14 protein-coding genes and 3 pseudogenes are annotated in these 15,313 nt (G+C 45.8%); 2 read left to right on the top strand and 15 right to left on the bottom strand.

Annotation, left to right across the window (positions count from 1 at the left end; genetic code table 11):
• Positions 1 to 62: 62 nt before the first annotated feature.
• From ACWGOO_RS04510 to ACWGOO_RS04480, 7 genes are all read right to left on the bottom strand, one after another.
• Positions 63 to 218: a hypothetical protein gene (locus tag ACWGOO_RS04510; protein ID WP_354454073.1), complete on the bottom strand. Its 156-nt coding sequence runs from the start codon at positions 216 to 218 to the stop codon at positions 63 to 65.
• A gap of 53 nt (positions 219 to 271) precedes the next feature.
• Complete coding sequence (locus ACWGOO_RS04505; RefSeq protein ID WP_452481632.1) at positions 272 to 1,663, bottom strand: radical SAM protein; 1,392 nt, start codon at positions 1,661 to 1,663, stop codon at positions 272 to 274.
• A 62-nt stretch (positions 1,664 to 1,725) separates the two neighbouring features.
• Entirely contained in the window at positions 1,726 to 3,129 is a 1,404-nt protein-coding gene (locus ACWGOO_RS04500) for a radical SAM protein (RefSeq protein ID WP_452481631.1), read from the bottom strand.
• Positions 3,130 to 3,625: 496 nt separating this feature from the next.
• Complete coding sequence (locus ACWGOO_RS04495; RefSeq protein ID WP_452481630.1) at positions 3,626 to 4,156, bottom strand: transposase; 531 nt, start codon at positions 4,154 to 4,156, stop codon at positions 3,626 to 3,628.
• Between the two features lie 31 nt (positions 4,157 to 4,187).
• Positions 4,188 to 4,769, bottom strand: a complete 582-nt coding sequence (locus ACWGOO_RS04490; protein ID WP_452481629.1) for an NAD(P)H-dependent oxidoreductase — start codon at positions 4,767 to 4,769, stop codon at positions 4,188 to 4,190.
• Between the two features lie 75 nt (positions 4,770 to 4,844).
• Positions 4,845 to 5,429: a TetR/AcrR family transcriptional regulator gene (locus ACWGOO_RS04485; protein ID WP_452481628.1), complete on the bottom strand. Its 585-nt coding sequence runs from the start codon at positions 5,427 to 5,429 to the stop codon at positions 4,845 to 4,847.
• Positions 5,430 to 5,583: 154 nt separating this feature from the next.
• Positions 5,584 to 5,769 (bottom strand): hypothetical protein, encoded by a 186-nt coding sequence (locus ACWGOO_RS04480; protein ID WP_452482057.1) that lies wholly within the window; start codon positions 5,767 to 5,769, stop codon positions 5,584 to 5,586.
• Between the two features lie 245 nt (positions 5,770 to 6,014).
• Between ACWGOO_RS04480 and ACWGOO_RS04475 the strand changes: the two are divergent.
• Positions 6,015 to 6,220, top strand: a pseudogene (locus ACWGOO_RS04475) (oxidoreductase); the annotation flags it as partial.
• 31 nt (positions 6,221 to 6,251) lie between these two features.
• Here the strand turns inward: ACWGOO_RS04475 and ACWGOO_RS04470 are convergent.
• Positions 6,252 to 6,803 carry a DUF4183 domain-containing protein gene (locus tag ACWGOO_RS04470; protein ID WP_452481627.1) on the bottom strand — a complete coding sequence of 184 codons (552 nt, stop codon included), beginning with the start codon at positions 6,801 to 6,803 and terminating at the stop codon, positions 6,252 to 6,254.
• Positions 6,804 to 7,202: 399 nt separating this feature from the next.
• On the opposite strand from ACWGOO_RS04470, the gene ACWGOO_RS04465 reads away from it, so the two are divergent.
• Positions 7,203 to 7,616, top strand: a complete 414-nt coding sequence (locus ACWGOO_RS04465) for a DUF4183 domain-containing protein (RefSeq protein ID WP_452481626.1) — start codon at positions 7,203 to 7,205, stop codon at positions 7,614 to 7,616.
• Between the two features lie 116 nt (positions 7,617 to 7,732).
• Here the strand turns inward: ACWGOO_RS04465 and ACWGOO_RS04460 are convergent.
• The 7 genes and pseudogenes from ACWGOO_RS04460 to ACWGOO_RS04430 form a co-directional block, all read right to left on the bottom strand.
• A pseudogene (locus tag ACWGOO_RS04460) lies at positions 7,733 to 8,407 on the bottom strand (cyclase family protein).
• Positions 8,408 to 8,606: 199 nt separating this feature from the next.
• A pseudogene (locus ACWGOO_RS04455) lies at positions 8,607 to 9,008 on the bottom strand (GH12 family glycosyl hydrolase domain-containing protein).
• A gap of 302 nt (positions 9,009 to 9,310) precedes the next feature.
• Complete coding sequence (locus ACWGOO_RS04450) at positions 9,311 to 10,378, bottom strand: ABC transporter ATP-binding protein (protein ID WP_452481625.1); 1,068 nt, start codon at positions 10,376 to 10,378, stop codon at positions 9,311 to 9,313.
• Between the two features lie 215 nt (positions 10,379 to 10,593).
• Positions 10,594 to 11,973: a HAMP domain-containing sensor histidine kinase gene (locus ACWGOO_RS04445; protein ID WP_452481624.1), complete on the bottom strand. Its 1,380-nt coding sequence runs from the start codon at positions 11,971 to 11,973 to the stop codon at positions 10,594 to 10,596.
• 2 nt (positions 11,974 to 11,975) lie between these two features.
• On the bottom strand, positions 11,976 to 12,689 hold the full coding sequence (locus ACWGOO_RS04440) for a response regulator transcription factor (protein ID WP_452481623.1): 714 nt from the start codon (positions 12,687 to 12,689) through the stop codon (positions 11,976 to 11,978).
• 169 nt (positions 12,690 to 12,858) lie between these two features.
• Entirely contained in the window at positions 12,859 to 13,329 is a 471-nt protein-coding gene (locus ACWGOO_RS04435; protein WP_452481622.1) for a hypothetical protein, read from the bottom strand.
• 156 nt (positions 13,330 to 13,485) lie between these two features.
• On the bottom strand, positions 13,486 to 15,313 hold a 1,828-nt coding region (locus ACWGOO_RS04430; protein ID WP_452481621.1), incomplete at its 5' end, for a WIAG-tail domain.

Below are 15,313 nucleotides of genomic sequence, written 5' to 3'. Positions count from 1 at the left end.
ATCTTATCCTCTGTTTGTAAATTATTCCAAAATTATAAATTGGGTTTATCGCCGAATAAGTATTAGTTAACTTTGATGCAACAAGTCCAAGGTTGGAAACAACAAGATCCTGCATTGATAATAGACATTTCATCGCGATTTTCTAAAACTTCCATTTCGTCTGCCAATTCAGTCCAAAGCTTCGCATTTTCATTAACAGAATGAATTTTAAATGACATATTTCTCACCTCCTTTCACTAAAGTTTCTATTCACATGAACGGGATTTGAAATTTATTTATGTTGCACCTGTAAAAAGATGTCTTCATTCCGCTTCACATAGGTTGAAATGGTTGGATGAGAGTAGTTACAGTACGGTTCAGTTATAGACCCATTGCGCATCAAATTTGAGTAGGCACACCCGCCGCCACAGAACAGAGAAACACTACACGTGCCGCATTGTTCAGAATCTGTTATATCCTTATCCCACATGTTATGTTTGATGGGATTAATCACAAACTCTGGATAAAATGCCCCAATGGCAAACTCCGAACATCCTACAGATTCTGGGCAGGCGTAAATCGCTCCTTCTGCACCGAAGGCATAGAAACGATGCTCTCTTGCGCTACATTCTTTAAAAATTGGAAGTGTGTTAGGTGTAGAAGTACAACTATCGCTAGGGTTGTTCATAACCCAGTCTTTGGAGGTAATGGCCTGACGAATTCTTGAAGTCCTCATACTCAAATCTGTACCAAGCTGGACGCTGTACTTGTCCAGAAACTCTTCCAAATCGCCGAACTTCTCGTAAAGAGCCACTAGTAGTTTATGTTCAGGTAAGTGGTTAGGTAAATTGTCGCCATAGTGGTCAGTAACGGGGGAGATCTGCCAGAAAAATAATGGGTGCTCGTGCCAGCCCTTTTGCTCAACAAAAGAGACTAACTCTTCTAGATGATCAACATTATCCTTGTTGATATTTGTGCGCAATGCGATTCGAAAGCCGCGCTCTAATGCCATATCAATGTTGCGAACTATTCTATCAAACGTTCCTTGACCGCCAGCTGTAATCCTTCTCTGATCATGAATCGACTTAGGTCCATCTACAGAGATTTGGAAATAATCCCATTCTTCTTTATACTGTTCGAAGAAATCGAGATAGTCATGTAGAAAAGTCCCGTTAGTAATGGCATATATTCTAAAACCGTACTCATCGACAGCTCTCCTTACAACTTCCTTCACTGTTTCGCGAGTTGTAGGCAACAGAGGTTCTCCTCCATAGAGCATCATACGATGTGTTGCATTTTGATAGCGACCTTTTTCTTTTTCCATTGCAAGGATTCCATCAACTGCCTTAAACATTTTGTCTATTTCCGTCATTGTGAGTGCATGTGATTTTTCGTGGATTTCATGTCCTTGATAGCAGTACGGACATCGCAAGTTACACATATAAGTTGTACATACATTAAAAGTAATCCCTGCAACAGAGGTATCTTGCAACCGATAAACGTGGTCTCGTATTTCAAGTAACTTTGCCCACTCGGAATCACGATTTTCGTAAATGTACCCTCTTTTTTCAAGGAATTGATACAGCGGTTCATAATCCTTATTTCGTGAAGACACATCACCTTTTCGAATACGGTCTAGGAATTGCTTCACTTCCACACCTATTGTATCAATCGCTCCACTCAAGGAATTAATGAGAACATAATCACCATTCGATAGTTTATAGAATGAATTATATGTGCTAGATATCATTTGGATGTACCCCCTTGAGCAACAAGATCATTACGAATAGTATCAAGATATTCAAACACTTTATTATCCGCGTATGTACAATGAGGTTGCTCAAGATTTCCAAAAGTAACTAATGCCTCCGCTGCACAGCCTCCACCACAAATTGGTGCAGAAGAGCAACTTTTACATTGGGAGATTGTAAGTGAGTTGAACTCATTCCACTTTCGCCACTTCCAATCATTTAAATTCATTTTTGGAAAGTAATCTCCGATTTTGAATTCTGGTCGACCGACAAGATCAGTACAAGCATAGATGTGACTATCTGGGCCAAAAGCAATTTGTTTTCCCTGCACAGATTCACAGAATACCGTCTGTGGGAAAAATGGTTGTGCGTGCCCCTTCAACTCAGGGTCTAATTGAACCAATGGCTGCATAAAACGCCACATGTCAGGCCCGATCATAAGTTTTCTTGAAGCAACAAGCTCATCAAAATCAGGAATATCACGGCGAAGTAGCTTAATAATGGCTACTCCCTGCATTAGGTTTTCTCCCGTACTCTGGCAAGTATGATCGGTGATAGGAGCAAAATGTATTCCAAAATTCTCATAGTCAAGATACTTATTCCCTCTAAAATACTCCACAAGTTCGCCTACTCGTGAAATATTAGATTGATCAATATTAACACGGACTACAATACGCAGTTCCTTGGCAAGAGCTTCTCCAATCGCACGGACGATTTGTTGAAACGTTCCTTGACCGCCAGCCAAAATGCGGCGTTGGTTATTTATGTCCTCAGGTCCATCAATAGTTACTGCTATACTGATTCGGTCCCCATAACTTGCTAAAGTATCGACAAATGAACCAATATGGAAACCGTTCGTATTACAGCCAATACGAAAATCCCATTCTACAGCTTTGTCACAGATTTTTTTGATAATCTTCTGTGTCATAGGGAGAAGTGGTTCTCCGCCAAACAAGTGAAGGTGTCCTTTCGTAAGACCACTTTCTTGATGAAAATGTTGAATCGCATTCCATACACCTTCCAGTTGCTCATCTGACATAATCGAAGCTTTCTCATGAATAGCATGATCTTCAAAGCAGTACGAACATCTAAAATTACAGGCATAAGTAGGACAGATAATGTATTGCATGACATCCAGACTTGTTGCAAACTTCATTGCCTGCTTTAAGCGTTTCTCTTCTTCTTTAGAAGAAAAAACATATCCTCTTTGTTTGAGATGATGAATGAACTCTTGCTCTTCACCTGATAAATCACTGTATTCAACGGACTCTAACTTGTCAAATAGTTTAATCATTTCTTCCGAGAAGTAGTCAACCGAGCCTGTTAAGGTATTGATAACTAGTGATTCCTCTTCTAGTTCATAACGTAAATAATACTTGCTCTTTATCAAGAAAACCATCTCCTCTCATTCTCACCTTATTTCATTTGAAATACGTGAATAATTTCACAAAAAATACATTAAATAAGTATGGTATATTGTACACCTGTTTTTATTTTCGGTATTTATACAGTTCGAGGTAAAGTTTTATAAATATTACAATATAGAGCAGCCCAAGGAAGTAGCTTATTGATGAACGATTCGAACCCAATTTCACGACAAAGCCGATCCACGAGTACAGTGGGACCGGATGTATAGAAATATCTTTTAACAGAATTACTCACAAGATCGCCCCCAGAGAGCTATAATTCATACATTCTCTGGTATTCATCGGTATTCCTCTTAAAATTCCAATTTTATTATAGTTTCACACATAGAATGTTGATTAGTAACAAGAATAGTATAAATTATAAAACTTTCCTTTTCATTAGGAAGTTTTATCTAATTAAGTCGAATTCTATAAATTCATACATAACAAATAGCCCTCTCATCAATTAAGAGGGCATTTTTCTGGCTTCTACAGGCATGAGGTACCCGAGTGTTCCGCGAATGCGGTGATGATTAACCAGTGGACATAGTCGCGCAGCTCGACATCAAGCTGCTCCTCCGATTGAAAATGAGCCTGGTTCACAAACTCCATTTTGAAGATGTTAAAGGTGGCCTCAGCGACAGCATTATCGTAAGGACAGCCTTTTGCGCTTAGTGAACGAGTGACGCCAAATGTTTCTAAAACATCGGAGATCCGCTGGTTATCAAACTCCTTTCCTCGGTCGGTATGAAACATCTGAATACGATCTAATCGCACAGAAAGGCTGGCAATCGCTTTGTACACGAGCGACGCTGTCTTTCGGGGATCACTGCTAAAACCAATCATCTCACGGTTAAAGAGGTCCACAACCGTGTTCTCCAGCTTTGTTTCAAGGAAACCTGGGATGCTATGGTACAAAAATATGATGTGATCACGGATACGACAAAAATAAAACAATTTGGTTTTCACGAAGTTGCCGACAGCGAAACCGTATTTCTCGATCTGTTCGCCCAGTTCCAAGATCAGAAGCTGATCCCTTCATCATGAAAACTTAACTCATGCTACGTCCTAGCTGCTCGACCTTGCTCAGCCAATCGTTGCGCTGTTGATCTGTTTTCTTATTCATGAGATCAATTGTAGTAGAACGCACCGGTTTGACACCGCATAGATGCAGCGTGGAATCCTTCATCATCCGATGCCCGGGCTGTCCCTGGAAAAATCGGTAGTACCAGCCCGGTCCGTCCATCGTAGTAATGAGGCGGGCCGTTCTGCCTTTTAGGAGCTTGTCAGGCATAGGCTTTCCTTTTTGATACTTGAACGCAAACCCCGGCATAATGGTACGGTCAATGAATCCTTTCATTAATGCAGGCAAGCTCCCCCACCAGATCGGAAAGACGAAAACGAGATGCTCTGCCCACTTAATGGATTCCTGAGCTTTGATTAAATCCGGTTCCAGCGGCAATTTATTACGATATCCACCTAATAGATTAGGATTAAAGTCCAACGCGGACAACTGCAATAAACGCACCTCAGCCCCCGCAGCCTCCGCTCCTTTTACATAGGATTGAGCCAGCGCTTCTCCATAACTGCCAACGACCGGATTTCCCTGAATAACCAATATCTTTTTAGACATTCGAGCCACTTCCTACCCTTATATTTTATTTTTTAGTTAGAAAACACTAACTTTATATTTAAAAAGAAAAGGTCACTACTGACCTTGACTTAATAAAGCGGTTAAACGTTCCTTGACCTCCGTTGCAAACGGAATAAGCTGCTGGGGCAATTCACCCTCCAGACTGGACACGGACAAGCGTGTAATGGCTCCAATAATGAGCACACCGGATAGCTGGGCATCCTGCTTGGGCAGTTCTCCGTGCTGAATCCCCTGCTCAATAAACTCGACTAACGCCTCTAGCGGCTCCCGGACATTCGAACTTTTGCTTGCCTCTACATATAGCTCATGATGCTGTGATAACAGAAGCAAACCATACTGATCTTCATCGTGCATCACAAGCACCTCGTCCACCAATTGATGAAAACGGCTAATAAAGCTCCCGCTCTGCTTGCAGTAGAAGTCAATCAACGTAGTATAGCTGTTGCAATACTGCCCGAATACTTCCAAGGCCATCGCATCTTTGCTCTTAAAATGCTTATAAATCGCGGCATCCGTTACACCGGCAGCCTCCCCAATTTCTTTGACAGAAATGCCGTCGATGCCTTTGGTCGCAAATAAGCGCATAGCTGCTTGCATAATATCCTTCTTCTTGCTATCTACATGTGTTTTCTTGTTCATAAACATATAGTAAGTGATAACTAACTAAATTGCAAATGATATTTATGCAAATCTTCCTATACCAGTACACTGCATTTCGGATGTACCGAATAAAGTCGGGATATCCAAATGCTGTTTAATCCATCTGAAAAATAGTTCAATCTGCCACCGTGCCTTAAAACTGTCGTTCCATGAAGGGCAACATAACAAAGGCGCGGTCTGCGCCATCTCGAAATCCATTCCACTGCTCAAAGGCTGCCTGGGCCCAGTACTGAAGCAAGGTGTGGACGGTGAATTTACGTGCATTTTCTTTATATTCTGAGTTATCACTGGCTATCTTCACATCTTCTTCCGTGATCAAAGATTAAAGGAAATTCTGGAACAGGGTAGACCTTTTCATGGAGTCGTCACCTTTCGGTTGGTTTGTAGGGGTACAAACATTTTACCGGGTCGACGACTCTTTTTCTACCATTTAGTGGTTAATCAACAGGCGTGATAAAATAGATATGTAACCAAATAACAGGCGGGGCTGGTCATGCTTGAGGTACATGCGGTTACCCCGCAGGGGAAAGATTCGGGTAGCCTCGGCTTATGGAGCGACGAGCACTTCGCCTTGCTGCTGATATTCCGACTGCTGCCGTAGGACTAATCACTCACGGGATTCAGGCAGAGGAAATTTTGCGTAATGGTCGGGCTGATGTGGTGGCGGTAGGCCGGAACTACTGCGTAATCCATTCTGGCCCAGACAGGCAGCCGAACAACTCGGTGTCCGCATTGAAGGCCCTAAGCCGTATAACCAGTTTTGGTTTTGAATAACTGTACATCTTCGTATGACGCGCTGTATTACGCACTGTATCGCGCACTAAATTGAACGATTTCCACAATAATGGGTGTACCGGAGTAAATCGTTTCTCCTTCGTTGAGGTGAATCGTCACCGAAGAAGGCGTTAGGCTATACAAAGTGCTTTCTTGTATTATCCCGTTAATATACAAATTGGCATAGCTGTTGCTTCCGACATTAAACAGCTGAAAAGCTTCTTGTACTCCATCAACAGAGAATTGATCCACCATAATCGTGACCGAAGATTGAATATCCTCGGGGACAAAATAAAAATACCGTTCAGCGGTAGGGACAATTTCAATATCCGTAATGTCGACTGCCGGGCCAGAAGGACCTGTTGCACCCTGTGCGCCCGCTGATCCCGGTAAACCCTGCGCTCCTGCCAAACCCGGAACGCCTTGTGCACCTGTCAGTCCTGGCGAGCCCGCTACGCCTGGCTCTCCTGCCGGGCCAGATTTGCCCTGCTGCCCTACCGGACCCGGTATACCTTGTTTTCCCGTCAAGCCCAATCTTCTGCGTCGTTTGGCAGGAACGTTGCAATGCCGCCGATGCATGATTAGCTTTGGATGCTTTTTGGAATGTAGCCTCGTCTTTCTTCTACGTCTGAATTTATAACTTGTTGTACATTTCTTACGTCTGATGAATCTGCAAAGTGCGGTTCGCTTTCCATGCCTCTTTAGTGATGAGTCGCGTTTGCCCATACCAGCCGTTTACACCTCCTTTTCTCATCTCTATGATATTGTATGCACATCATCCTGTAGGGTTTTAGGCATTTGTAACAGACAGCTATCAGGCAACCGCTTCCATCCATATTTGCGGAAAAATAGGGCTTCCTTCACCCACCCTAATTATTAACATAAAGGTTAATATGCCGTTTCCGAATCTGCTTCAAACTCATTTATTGATTAAGAGCCAGGAAATGGTCCAAACCAAACAGAAAGAAGTTGAAAATCATGCCAATAGTAAAACCTGTTTTTACAGCGGTTGCAACAGCTCCAGTCTCAAGCGGCGGTGTCATAACAACTACTATTGCTCCAAGCACGACCCGTTTCTTTGCCGCAATTACAGCTGGGGATATCGGAGCAACAGAGACAACTATTCTTGCAGGAGAATTCACAGATGACGCTGGAGCTCCGATTGCTGCTTTTCCGGCAGTAACGACTGCCGATACTCTCAATGTGTATATTAACGGAGTACTTCAGCAAAGTTCCTTATCCACTCTAACAACTGCAAGTCTGGTCCTTGACACAATAGACGTATCACTAGGTGTTCCAGTTACCGTGGAATTAGTAAATTTCGGCTCTACCACCTCCAGTATAACAACTCAGCCTACCATTTCTGCTCCTACCGTCACTATTATTACTTGAGGACGTTTCAAAATCTTAAATTAATGAACATGAATGAGGCTTCACACTACCCATATAGACCATAAAAGGCCGATCACAGATATTCATGCCTGTAATCGGCCTTTCCTTGTTTATGATTAAGGCAAAATAGCAAAAGAACGCACCGAAAATCCGGGGGAATCCTGAATGCTCGGAACGATATTTTAAATGACCGCCCCCGTCGCAGACAACTTGTCTAAATTCGTCAGTACCTCAACCTGATAACGATCCTGTTCCAATATGTAATATTCCCCTACCAGCTTGCCTGCTTTGCGATAAGCCACGGAAGAATCGGTATCCAGCGTTTCATGTCCGATGGCAGCGACATTCCGTTCTTCCACCAAAAAACGCACATCCAGCGACCAGCCCGGGCAGTGTGCTTCTCCAGCTGCATCCTGATTCGAAAAGGCTTCCGAATCAGGCCAACGCTTGCTCCAATCACTGCGAAAGGCTACAAAAGCTTGATCGACAATTCGTCTATGCTCCTTCTCAAAGTCCACAATATCCGCAACCGTAAGCTCATAGTCGGGATTAGCGGCAACGGCTGCTGAACGGTCGATAACGACCAGCGGCAGAACCAGTTCCTTCAAGGAAAGCTCATGTAAATAACGTTTGCCCTTCACAAAAAAACCATCGTCATGAGTAAACAGCGTGTCAACCTGAACATTATCGAATACCGGAAAATGAGGAATTTCAGGATAAAAGGCGTGGGACAAATCCACCCATTCTTTTTGCTTCAATAACTTCAGCATATCTGCTAAGTGCTCTGCCATGATGCTCATTCCTCCTCAGCTATATTACAAGAGTTGTACCCATTGTTTCCCGAAAAGTACAGATGTCTCTGATAGGATCATACTCGTCTGTCCCCATATCTCGATGTGCAAAAAAGCCCCTCTCCATCGACAGCAAAAGGTTCATCATACAGATGTCCTTTTTCGTGTGCCTGCTTGAGAGGGGCTATGATCTTGATGACTATTGTACATTAACATTCCATTTGTTGATATGAATAGAGCCGCTACCACCGAAAATTTCAGTACCGAATTCCACGCTACTGACGAATTTCGCGTTACTCATCCATTTTTTCATATAAATCATATTGTCGGTAAAATTTTTGATATTGAACGACGCGCTACTCGTATTGAACTTTCACACAAAGGAAAACACGTTCCATCCCTTACCACTGCCTGCATCGATCCAGCCTTTGTACACATCCCAGTTACTTCTCGCAAGGGAGACGGTTTCCAGATAAGTTCCAGCCAGGCCGGCATTCGTATGATTCAGCCAAATCATTAATTCATCGGTCGGAGTCGAGTCCCAGCTCGCTTTGTCCGTTTCGTGGAACCACACATCATAAGCAGCGTTGTAGGTCCGTATCTGTCTTTGGAGGCACAGCCCTGTCCGACACAGGCACTATCCTGAATGGACAAGCTGTAAAGGCAGGCTCCAACGCGGATCTTAGCTCTTCTGTAGGCTGGAAACCATCGCTGAACGATAAGGTTTCTCCATCCGCCAGCGTGAAGGCAGAAGTCACTTCACAAGCCGGTTCCGGCAAGTTGTAAAAAACTTCCCCGCTAACACAAACAGCCACAGGCTTTCACACCTGAGGCTTCACACCAAAAAGGCTGTTCCCACCGTAGATTCTTCCACGGAGAGAACAGCCCTTCTTCTATTACACATTAACCGCCGTATTGTTCCACCAGAACCGGTTTTTCAAATGCATTATCCAGCTTGCGAAGTTTGGCCTTTACCACAGCTGGCGGCTCAACCGCAGGCGCATCTGGATGCAGCAACCATGATTTCACAAAGTGCGTGTCGGATAATTGAAAGAGCGGAGGCTCTTTTTCAAAATCAATCTTCATCGCATAAGCACTGCGGGCTGCAAAAGCATCCCCTACAGGCGGATGAAGCAAATCAGGAGGTGTACCCGGAATCGCCGCCAGCTTCTGGCCGTGGCTGTCTAAACTTGGCATGGAAGCGAGAAGCCCCCAAGTATATGGATGTTTCGGGTTATAGAAAATTTCATTAACCGTACCTGTTTCCACGATTTGTCCGGCATACATAACCGCAACACGATCCGCCATCTTCGCTACAACGCCAAGATCATGGGTAATAAAGATGATGGAAGTGTCGATCTTCTTTTGGAGATCCTTCATCAGCTCCAAAATTTGAGCTTGAATCGTTACATCCAGTGCAGTCGTCGGCTCATCGGCAATCAGGAGCTTCGGATTGGCAGCCAATGCCATCGCGATAACGACACGTTGACGCATACCACCACTGAACTCATGCGGATATTGGTTAAAACGCTGCTCCGGATGTGGAATACCTACCAGATTAAGCAGCTCAATACCACGTTCGTAAGCAGCATTCTTGGATATTTTTTCATGTTTGAAAAGCACTTCCGTGATCTGCTTGCCAACTTTCATCGTCGGGTTAAGCGAGGTCATTGGGTCCTGAGAAATCAGGCCGATTTCCTTACCACGAATTTTCTGCATCTGCTTTTCCGTTTTATGAATCAGCTCTTGTCCGTCAAACATAATTTGACCCTTCTGATAAATACCGGGAGGGGTCGGAATCAGCTTCATCACAGCCTGTGAGGTGACACTTTTACCTGAACCGGATTCGCCCACGATCGCCAGCGTCTCCCCTTTATTAACATGAAAGTTTACGCCACGAATGGCCTGCACTAGTCCCTGGCGGGTCTTGAAAGATATCGTTAAGTCCTTCACTTCCAAAAGGCGGTTCATCTCATCACTCTTTCATTTATTATTAACCACTATTATTGACCACTATCTAAAAAAACGACGTTCAAAAGTTAAGGTATATACGCTTAATTTTACTCAGTTTAGTACCCGCCAGTCAAGCTATATCTGCAAAAATATCTACAACCTGCCATATTATGTTACATGCACGGGATGTCCATCCAGAAAAACGATCATTTTTAACCATTTTTTGCACTCATTTATAACATGCGTTGAATATAGCTGAACCGCGCTCCACCCAAGGGTGAACGTGTGCAGATCAGTTCCCCGTTTAGCCGGGAGGCAATTTGACGGCAAATAGCCAATCCAAGACCTGTGACCCCGTTCGAGCCGGTATAGAATCTACCGAACACCTCCGCTGCCTCTTGTTCGCTCAAACCGTCTCCGTCATCATCCACATGAATTACCCATACGACCTCCGGTGTGGTTCCCGCCTCCAAATGGATGACAACCTCGGTGGAGGTGTGTCGAACCGCATTTTGCAACAAATTCAGCATCATGCGAAATAACTGTTCAGCCGGAACGGCCACATGCAGTCCCTCGCCCTCCACTCGAAGCGAAACAGAACATTCAGCAGCCACGGGCATCAGCAGATGAATGGCGTCCTCTGCCATGCTTTTCAGATCAATCAATGAGACAGGCCATTCTTCATTCAGCGCCTCCAGCCTCGATAGCTGAAGCAGCTTTTCCACCATGTCAATCAACCGCTGTGACTGTACTTTGATAATACTCAGCCCTTCGTCCTGAGAGACCACCTGATCCTGAATGGCGTATACGTAGCCCTGAATGGACATTAACGGTGTCCTTAGCTCGTGAGAAACATTTTGCAAAAATTCAATTTGACCGTGGTGATGCTGCTGAATACGGGTGGACATGGAATGAAAAGTACCGATCAGCTCGCCAATCTCACTCTTGTCCGCCTGCGGGAAGTCACTGTCCTGCGGTTGGTTCGGCTCATAGTTGCCTACGGCCTCCTTCAATCGTTTGAGCGGGCGCACCAAGCGTGAAACGACCATCAGTCCAATGACGAGAATGACGACAAAGCTCGCGACAATGGATAGCAGCGTGGTCCTCATTAATGGCACATACAGCGCTCTTAAAGAAGACAACGGTGAATATACAAAAATACGAAAAGGCTTCCCAGGCAGTTCTTCATTTGTAAACAGTATTTTTTTACCTTGGAGCACGGCCACCCCTTCATGTGTAGTAGTCAGATCGCGAGAAGACGGATGAACCGACGCAAAAAATCCCTGCTTGATCAACAGCAATTGTTCTATTTTCTTGCCCTTCATTGCGGAGACGCTTGAATCGACGATGCGGTGATCCGTGTTTAAAATAAAGTAATCGGCAGACAAAAGCACATCTTTGATAACATAGTTAAACTCAGCGCTGTCCAGTCGGTCAAAGCCCCCGTCGCTCATAATATGAACCGCTTTGCGTGCTTGATCATGAAGCTTGGATTTAGCCTGATTTACAAGAATGTCGTCGATGAGCCTGACGAACAGGAACACCGTTATGCAGACAGTAATGAGCATGGCGAGGGACAGAGACAGTAATATTTTAGCTCTCATCGTGCGCATGGCTACAGCTCCTGCACCGTTGCTTTATACCCGAACCCCCATACAGTGTTAATGACGAGCTTCGAGTGGCATTCCGCCAGCTTTTTGCGAATTCGTTTGACCAGATCGTCCACGACCCTCACATCACCTATAAAATCATAGCTCCATACCTGCTGGATCAGATGCTCCCTGCCAAAAGGTCTTTCCAGATGATTTGAAAGAAACAGCAACAGATCAAATTCACGTGAGGTCAGATTCAGTTCTTGACCGTCCACCGTAACCTTACGGAATTCAGCGAAAATACACAGATTGCCCGCACGACATACATCTCCATCCGCCTCTGCTGCCTCCTTATCGTCCGGTGCAGAAGTTCCGGCCTTGGTCAGCCGCAGCATCGCTTTGACTCTGCCTACCAGCTCCCGAGGATTGAACGGTTTGGTTAAAAAATCGCTGCATCCCAGATCCAGCCCGTGAATACGGTCACTTTCTTCCCCGCGAGCGGAGATCATAATGATCGGCATTTCCGTAAATTCACGCAGCTGAGTCAGCAGGGAAAGTCCGTCAACTCCGGGCATCATGATATCGAGAACAAGGCAATCCGGACGGTCGGAACGGATATGCTCTACCAGTGTTTTTCCACTGGAAAAGGAAGTTACCTCGTAGGATTCCTTTTTCAAATATTCAGATATTAATTGCAAAATGAACACGTCGTCATCTACTACTACTATTTTTGTCATGGCCTTAACCCCTTGCCGTTGTTCTGAATGATTGCATCCTCTCTATAAGCTTAACAGAAGCCTAGCAAAATAGACAAAAGACGGGTATACCGTTCCCGGTCCCGTCTTTTCTTATCATGAATCGCTGCTGTATATGCCAGGCGAGCTGGAAACGAACTGCGCTCCAACCTTATTTCTGGGTTGTTACTGTTTTAGCTGCTGCTTTTGGAGCTGTTTTTACCACTGTTTTTGCATGAGTCACTTTTTTAACAGGAGCTTTATGAGCCACTTTTTTAGCTACAACATGGTGTGCACGAGTTTTGTGAGCTGTTGCTTTATGTTTTACTACATGATGTCTTTTAGCATGATGTTTAACGGTACGGTGTTTCGCTTTTACCGCTTTTGCTTTATGTGCCGCTTTTTTGGCAACAGCTTTTTTGGCAGGAGCTTTTTTAGCTGTTGTTGCTTTATGAGCTGTTGCAGCTTTTTTAACAGGTGCTTTTACTGCGGGTGCTTTAGTAGCCGGGGTTGTAACCGCCGGAGCTTTCGTTGCTGGTGCAGTTGTGGCTGGAGTTGCTGTAGCGGCGAATGCGCTGCTTGCTCCTCCCAATACGCTTACTACGGTCAATACGGCTGCTGCATTTTTAGTCCATTTTTTCATGATTGTATCACCTCTCCTTTAAAGTATCTTTAGCTTATCAGGAGAATTCGGGATAATTGTGGAACAAATGTGTGAAAAGTATATGAAAAAGCGTGCAGCCCCGTATTCAGAAAATACGTGAGTCTGCACGCTATAAGTTTTACACAATTATATTCACTAACCGATGGCAATCCAGGAAACAATACCGTAGTTATGCGCGGTTTCGTTCCACTTGGTTACTACGATCACCGCTCCATCCGGTGTTTGCGATTTCAGTGTCGCATGAAAGAGAGGATGGTTGGTCATGGCTACAAGTGTATAGTCAGGGTTGACAAAAGACTCCCCAAATATAATCGTTACTTCCGTCTCTCCTTCGCTGCCCTTCAAAAGAAACGGCGCTCTGCCGAACTGCTGCAATGCGGACTGATTGGCACAGGTACGAACCGGGGTGATGCTCAAATGCTCCGGCTTCACTGCGTTCTGCTCCAGCTCACGTGAGCCTACGGAGCCTTCCGCCAGATGATGCCCTTCGACACTTCGCTCTGCCAAGTGATGGCTTTGTACCGCAGCAGCCTGTAAATGCTCTGATCCCACAGCTTCGGGACTCAGCACCTCACTGTCGACAGCCTGAACTTGAAGATGACGGCGGGATACACTCTCCGCCTGAAGTCTGTCACCACTGACCCCTTCCTCTGGCAAAAGCCCCGAGAGATGAATGTCTGTGGACAGCTGAGCCAGTGTTACCACGCCCGGCTTCAGGTGGTGCGTCTCAATAACTTCTGCTCCAATGTGTCGGCCTTCAATGGCTTCCTCTGCCACATGCCGGGACTGTACCGCTCCATTTGCAAGCTTGCTAGACGTAACCGCTTCTTCCTGCAATGCGTCTTCCGACACCACCTGCCAGCCTATATGCTGCTGCTGGATGACGCCTGCTTGCAGATGCTCCGACTGGACGGAATCCAGCGCGATATGCCTTGATTGCACCGCGCCTTCTGCCAGCGCCGATTCCTGTACCGATCCATCGGCCAGGTGCTGGGTGTGCACGGCTTGCTCGGTCAAATGTGTGGAGCTTACGCTGGCTTCCGCCAGATTCGAAGCACGCACCGCCCGAAGTGCAAGCTTCTCTGCGTTCACGCACCCCGCCTGGAGCGCGTGAACGGACACACTTCCCGGCGCGATATGCCGGGTCAGCACTGCCGAAGCCTGCAAATGGGCGGAGGTGACAGCTTCCGGGGCTAAATGGTCCGAATGGATGACTTCCTCTGCCAGATGGTTCCCTTGCACAGCTTCGTCCGTAATGTGCCACGGCTGTACCGAATGGGCAGACAGCTTGGCGGACGTCACGCTCTCATCCGCCAGTTTGGCGGACGTAACAGACTCATCCTGCAAAGCATCGGTTGATATCGCCTGTGATGCGATATGCACGCCCTGAATGGTTTCAATTTGCAGATGGTGCGGCTGGATGGACTCCGGTGCGATATGCACGGACTTCACCGCCCCCTTTGCCAGCGCTCTATCCTGTACCGCTCCAGCTGCCAGATGCTGGGGGTGTACTGCCTGCGCAGACAGATGCAGAGGACCTACGCTACCTTCTGCGAGGTTCATTCCTTGCACCGAGCGCGCTGCCAGCTTTTCCGAGGTGATGCTTTCCGCTTGAAGCGCACGACTGGACACGCTATCCGGGGCCAGATGGCTCGTAAGCACCGCTGAAGCCTGCAAATGGGCAGAGGTGACGGATTCCGGGGCTAAATGGCTCGACTGGATAGCCTCTTCTGCCAGATGGTTTCCTTGCACAGCTTCGTCTGTAATGTGCCACGGCTGTACCGAGTGGGCAGACAGCTTGGCGGACGTCACGCTCTCATCCGCCAGTTTGGCGGACGTAACAGACTCATCCTGTAAGGCATGGGTTGATATCGCCTGTGATGCGATATGCACGCCCTGAATGGTTTCAATTTGCAAATGGTGCGGCTGGATGGACTCCGGTGCGATGTGCACGGCCTTCACC

The organism is Paenibacillus sp. NPDC055715, from assembly GCF_053617595.1.
This window is presented reverse-complemented; position numbering and strand designations above follow the sequence as displayed.

What these genes read in the sequence shown, in the direction of transcription:
- ACWGOO_RS04510 (WP_354454073.1), bottom strand. Translation starts at nt 218, where the DNA reads ATGTCATTTAAAATTCATTCTGTTAATGAAAATGCGAAGCTTTGGACT.
- ACWGOO_RS04500 (WP_452481631.1), bottom strand. Translation starts at nt 3,129, where the DNA reads ATGGTTTTCTTGATAAAGAGCAAGTATTATTTACGTTATGAACTAGAA.
- ACWGOO_RS04490 (WP_452481629.1), bottom strand. Translation starts at nt 4,769, where the DNA reads ATGTCTAAAAAGATATTGGTTATTCAGGGAAATCCGGTCGTTGGCAGT.
- ACWGOO_RS04485 (WP_452481628.1), bottom strand. Translation starts at nt 5,429, where the DNA reads ATGAACAAGAAAACACATGTAGATAGCAAGAAGAAGGATATTATGCAA.
- ACWGOO_RS04470 (WP_452481627.1), bottom strand. Translation starts at nt 6,803, where the DNA reads ATGCATCGGCGGCATTGCAACGTTCCTGCCAAACGACGCAGAAGATTG.
- ACWGOO_RS04465 (WP_452481626.1), top strand. Translation starts at nt 7,203, where the DNA reads ATGCCAATAGTAAAACCTGTTTTTACAGCGGTTGCAACAGCTCCAGTC.
- ACWGOO_RS04450 (WP_452481625.1), bottom strand. Translation starts at nt 10,378, where the DNA reads ATGAACCGCCTTTTGGAAGTGAAGGACTTAACGATATCTTTCAAGACC.
- ACWGOO_RS04445 (WP_452481624.1), bottom strand. Translation starts at nt 11,973, where the DNA reads ATGCGCACGATGAGAGCTAAAATATTACTGTCTCTGTCCCTCGCCATG.
- ACWGOO_RS04440 (WP_452481623.1), bottom strand. Translation starts at nt 12,689, where the DNA reads ATGACAAAAATAGTAGTAGTAGATGACGACGTGTTCATTTTGCAATTA.
- ACWGOO_RS04435 (WP_452481622.1), bottom strand. Translation starts at nt 13,329, where the DNA reads ATGAAAAAATGGACTAAAAATGCAGCAGCCGTATTGACCGTAGTAAGC.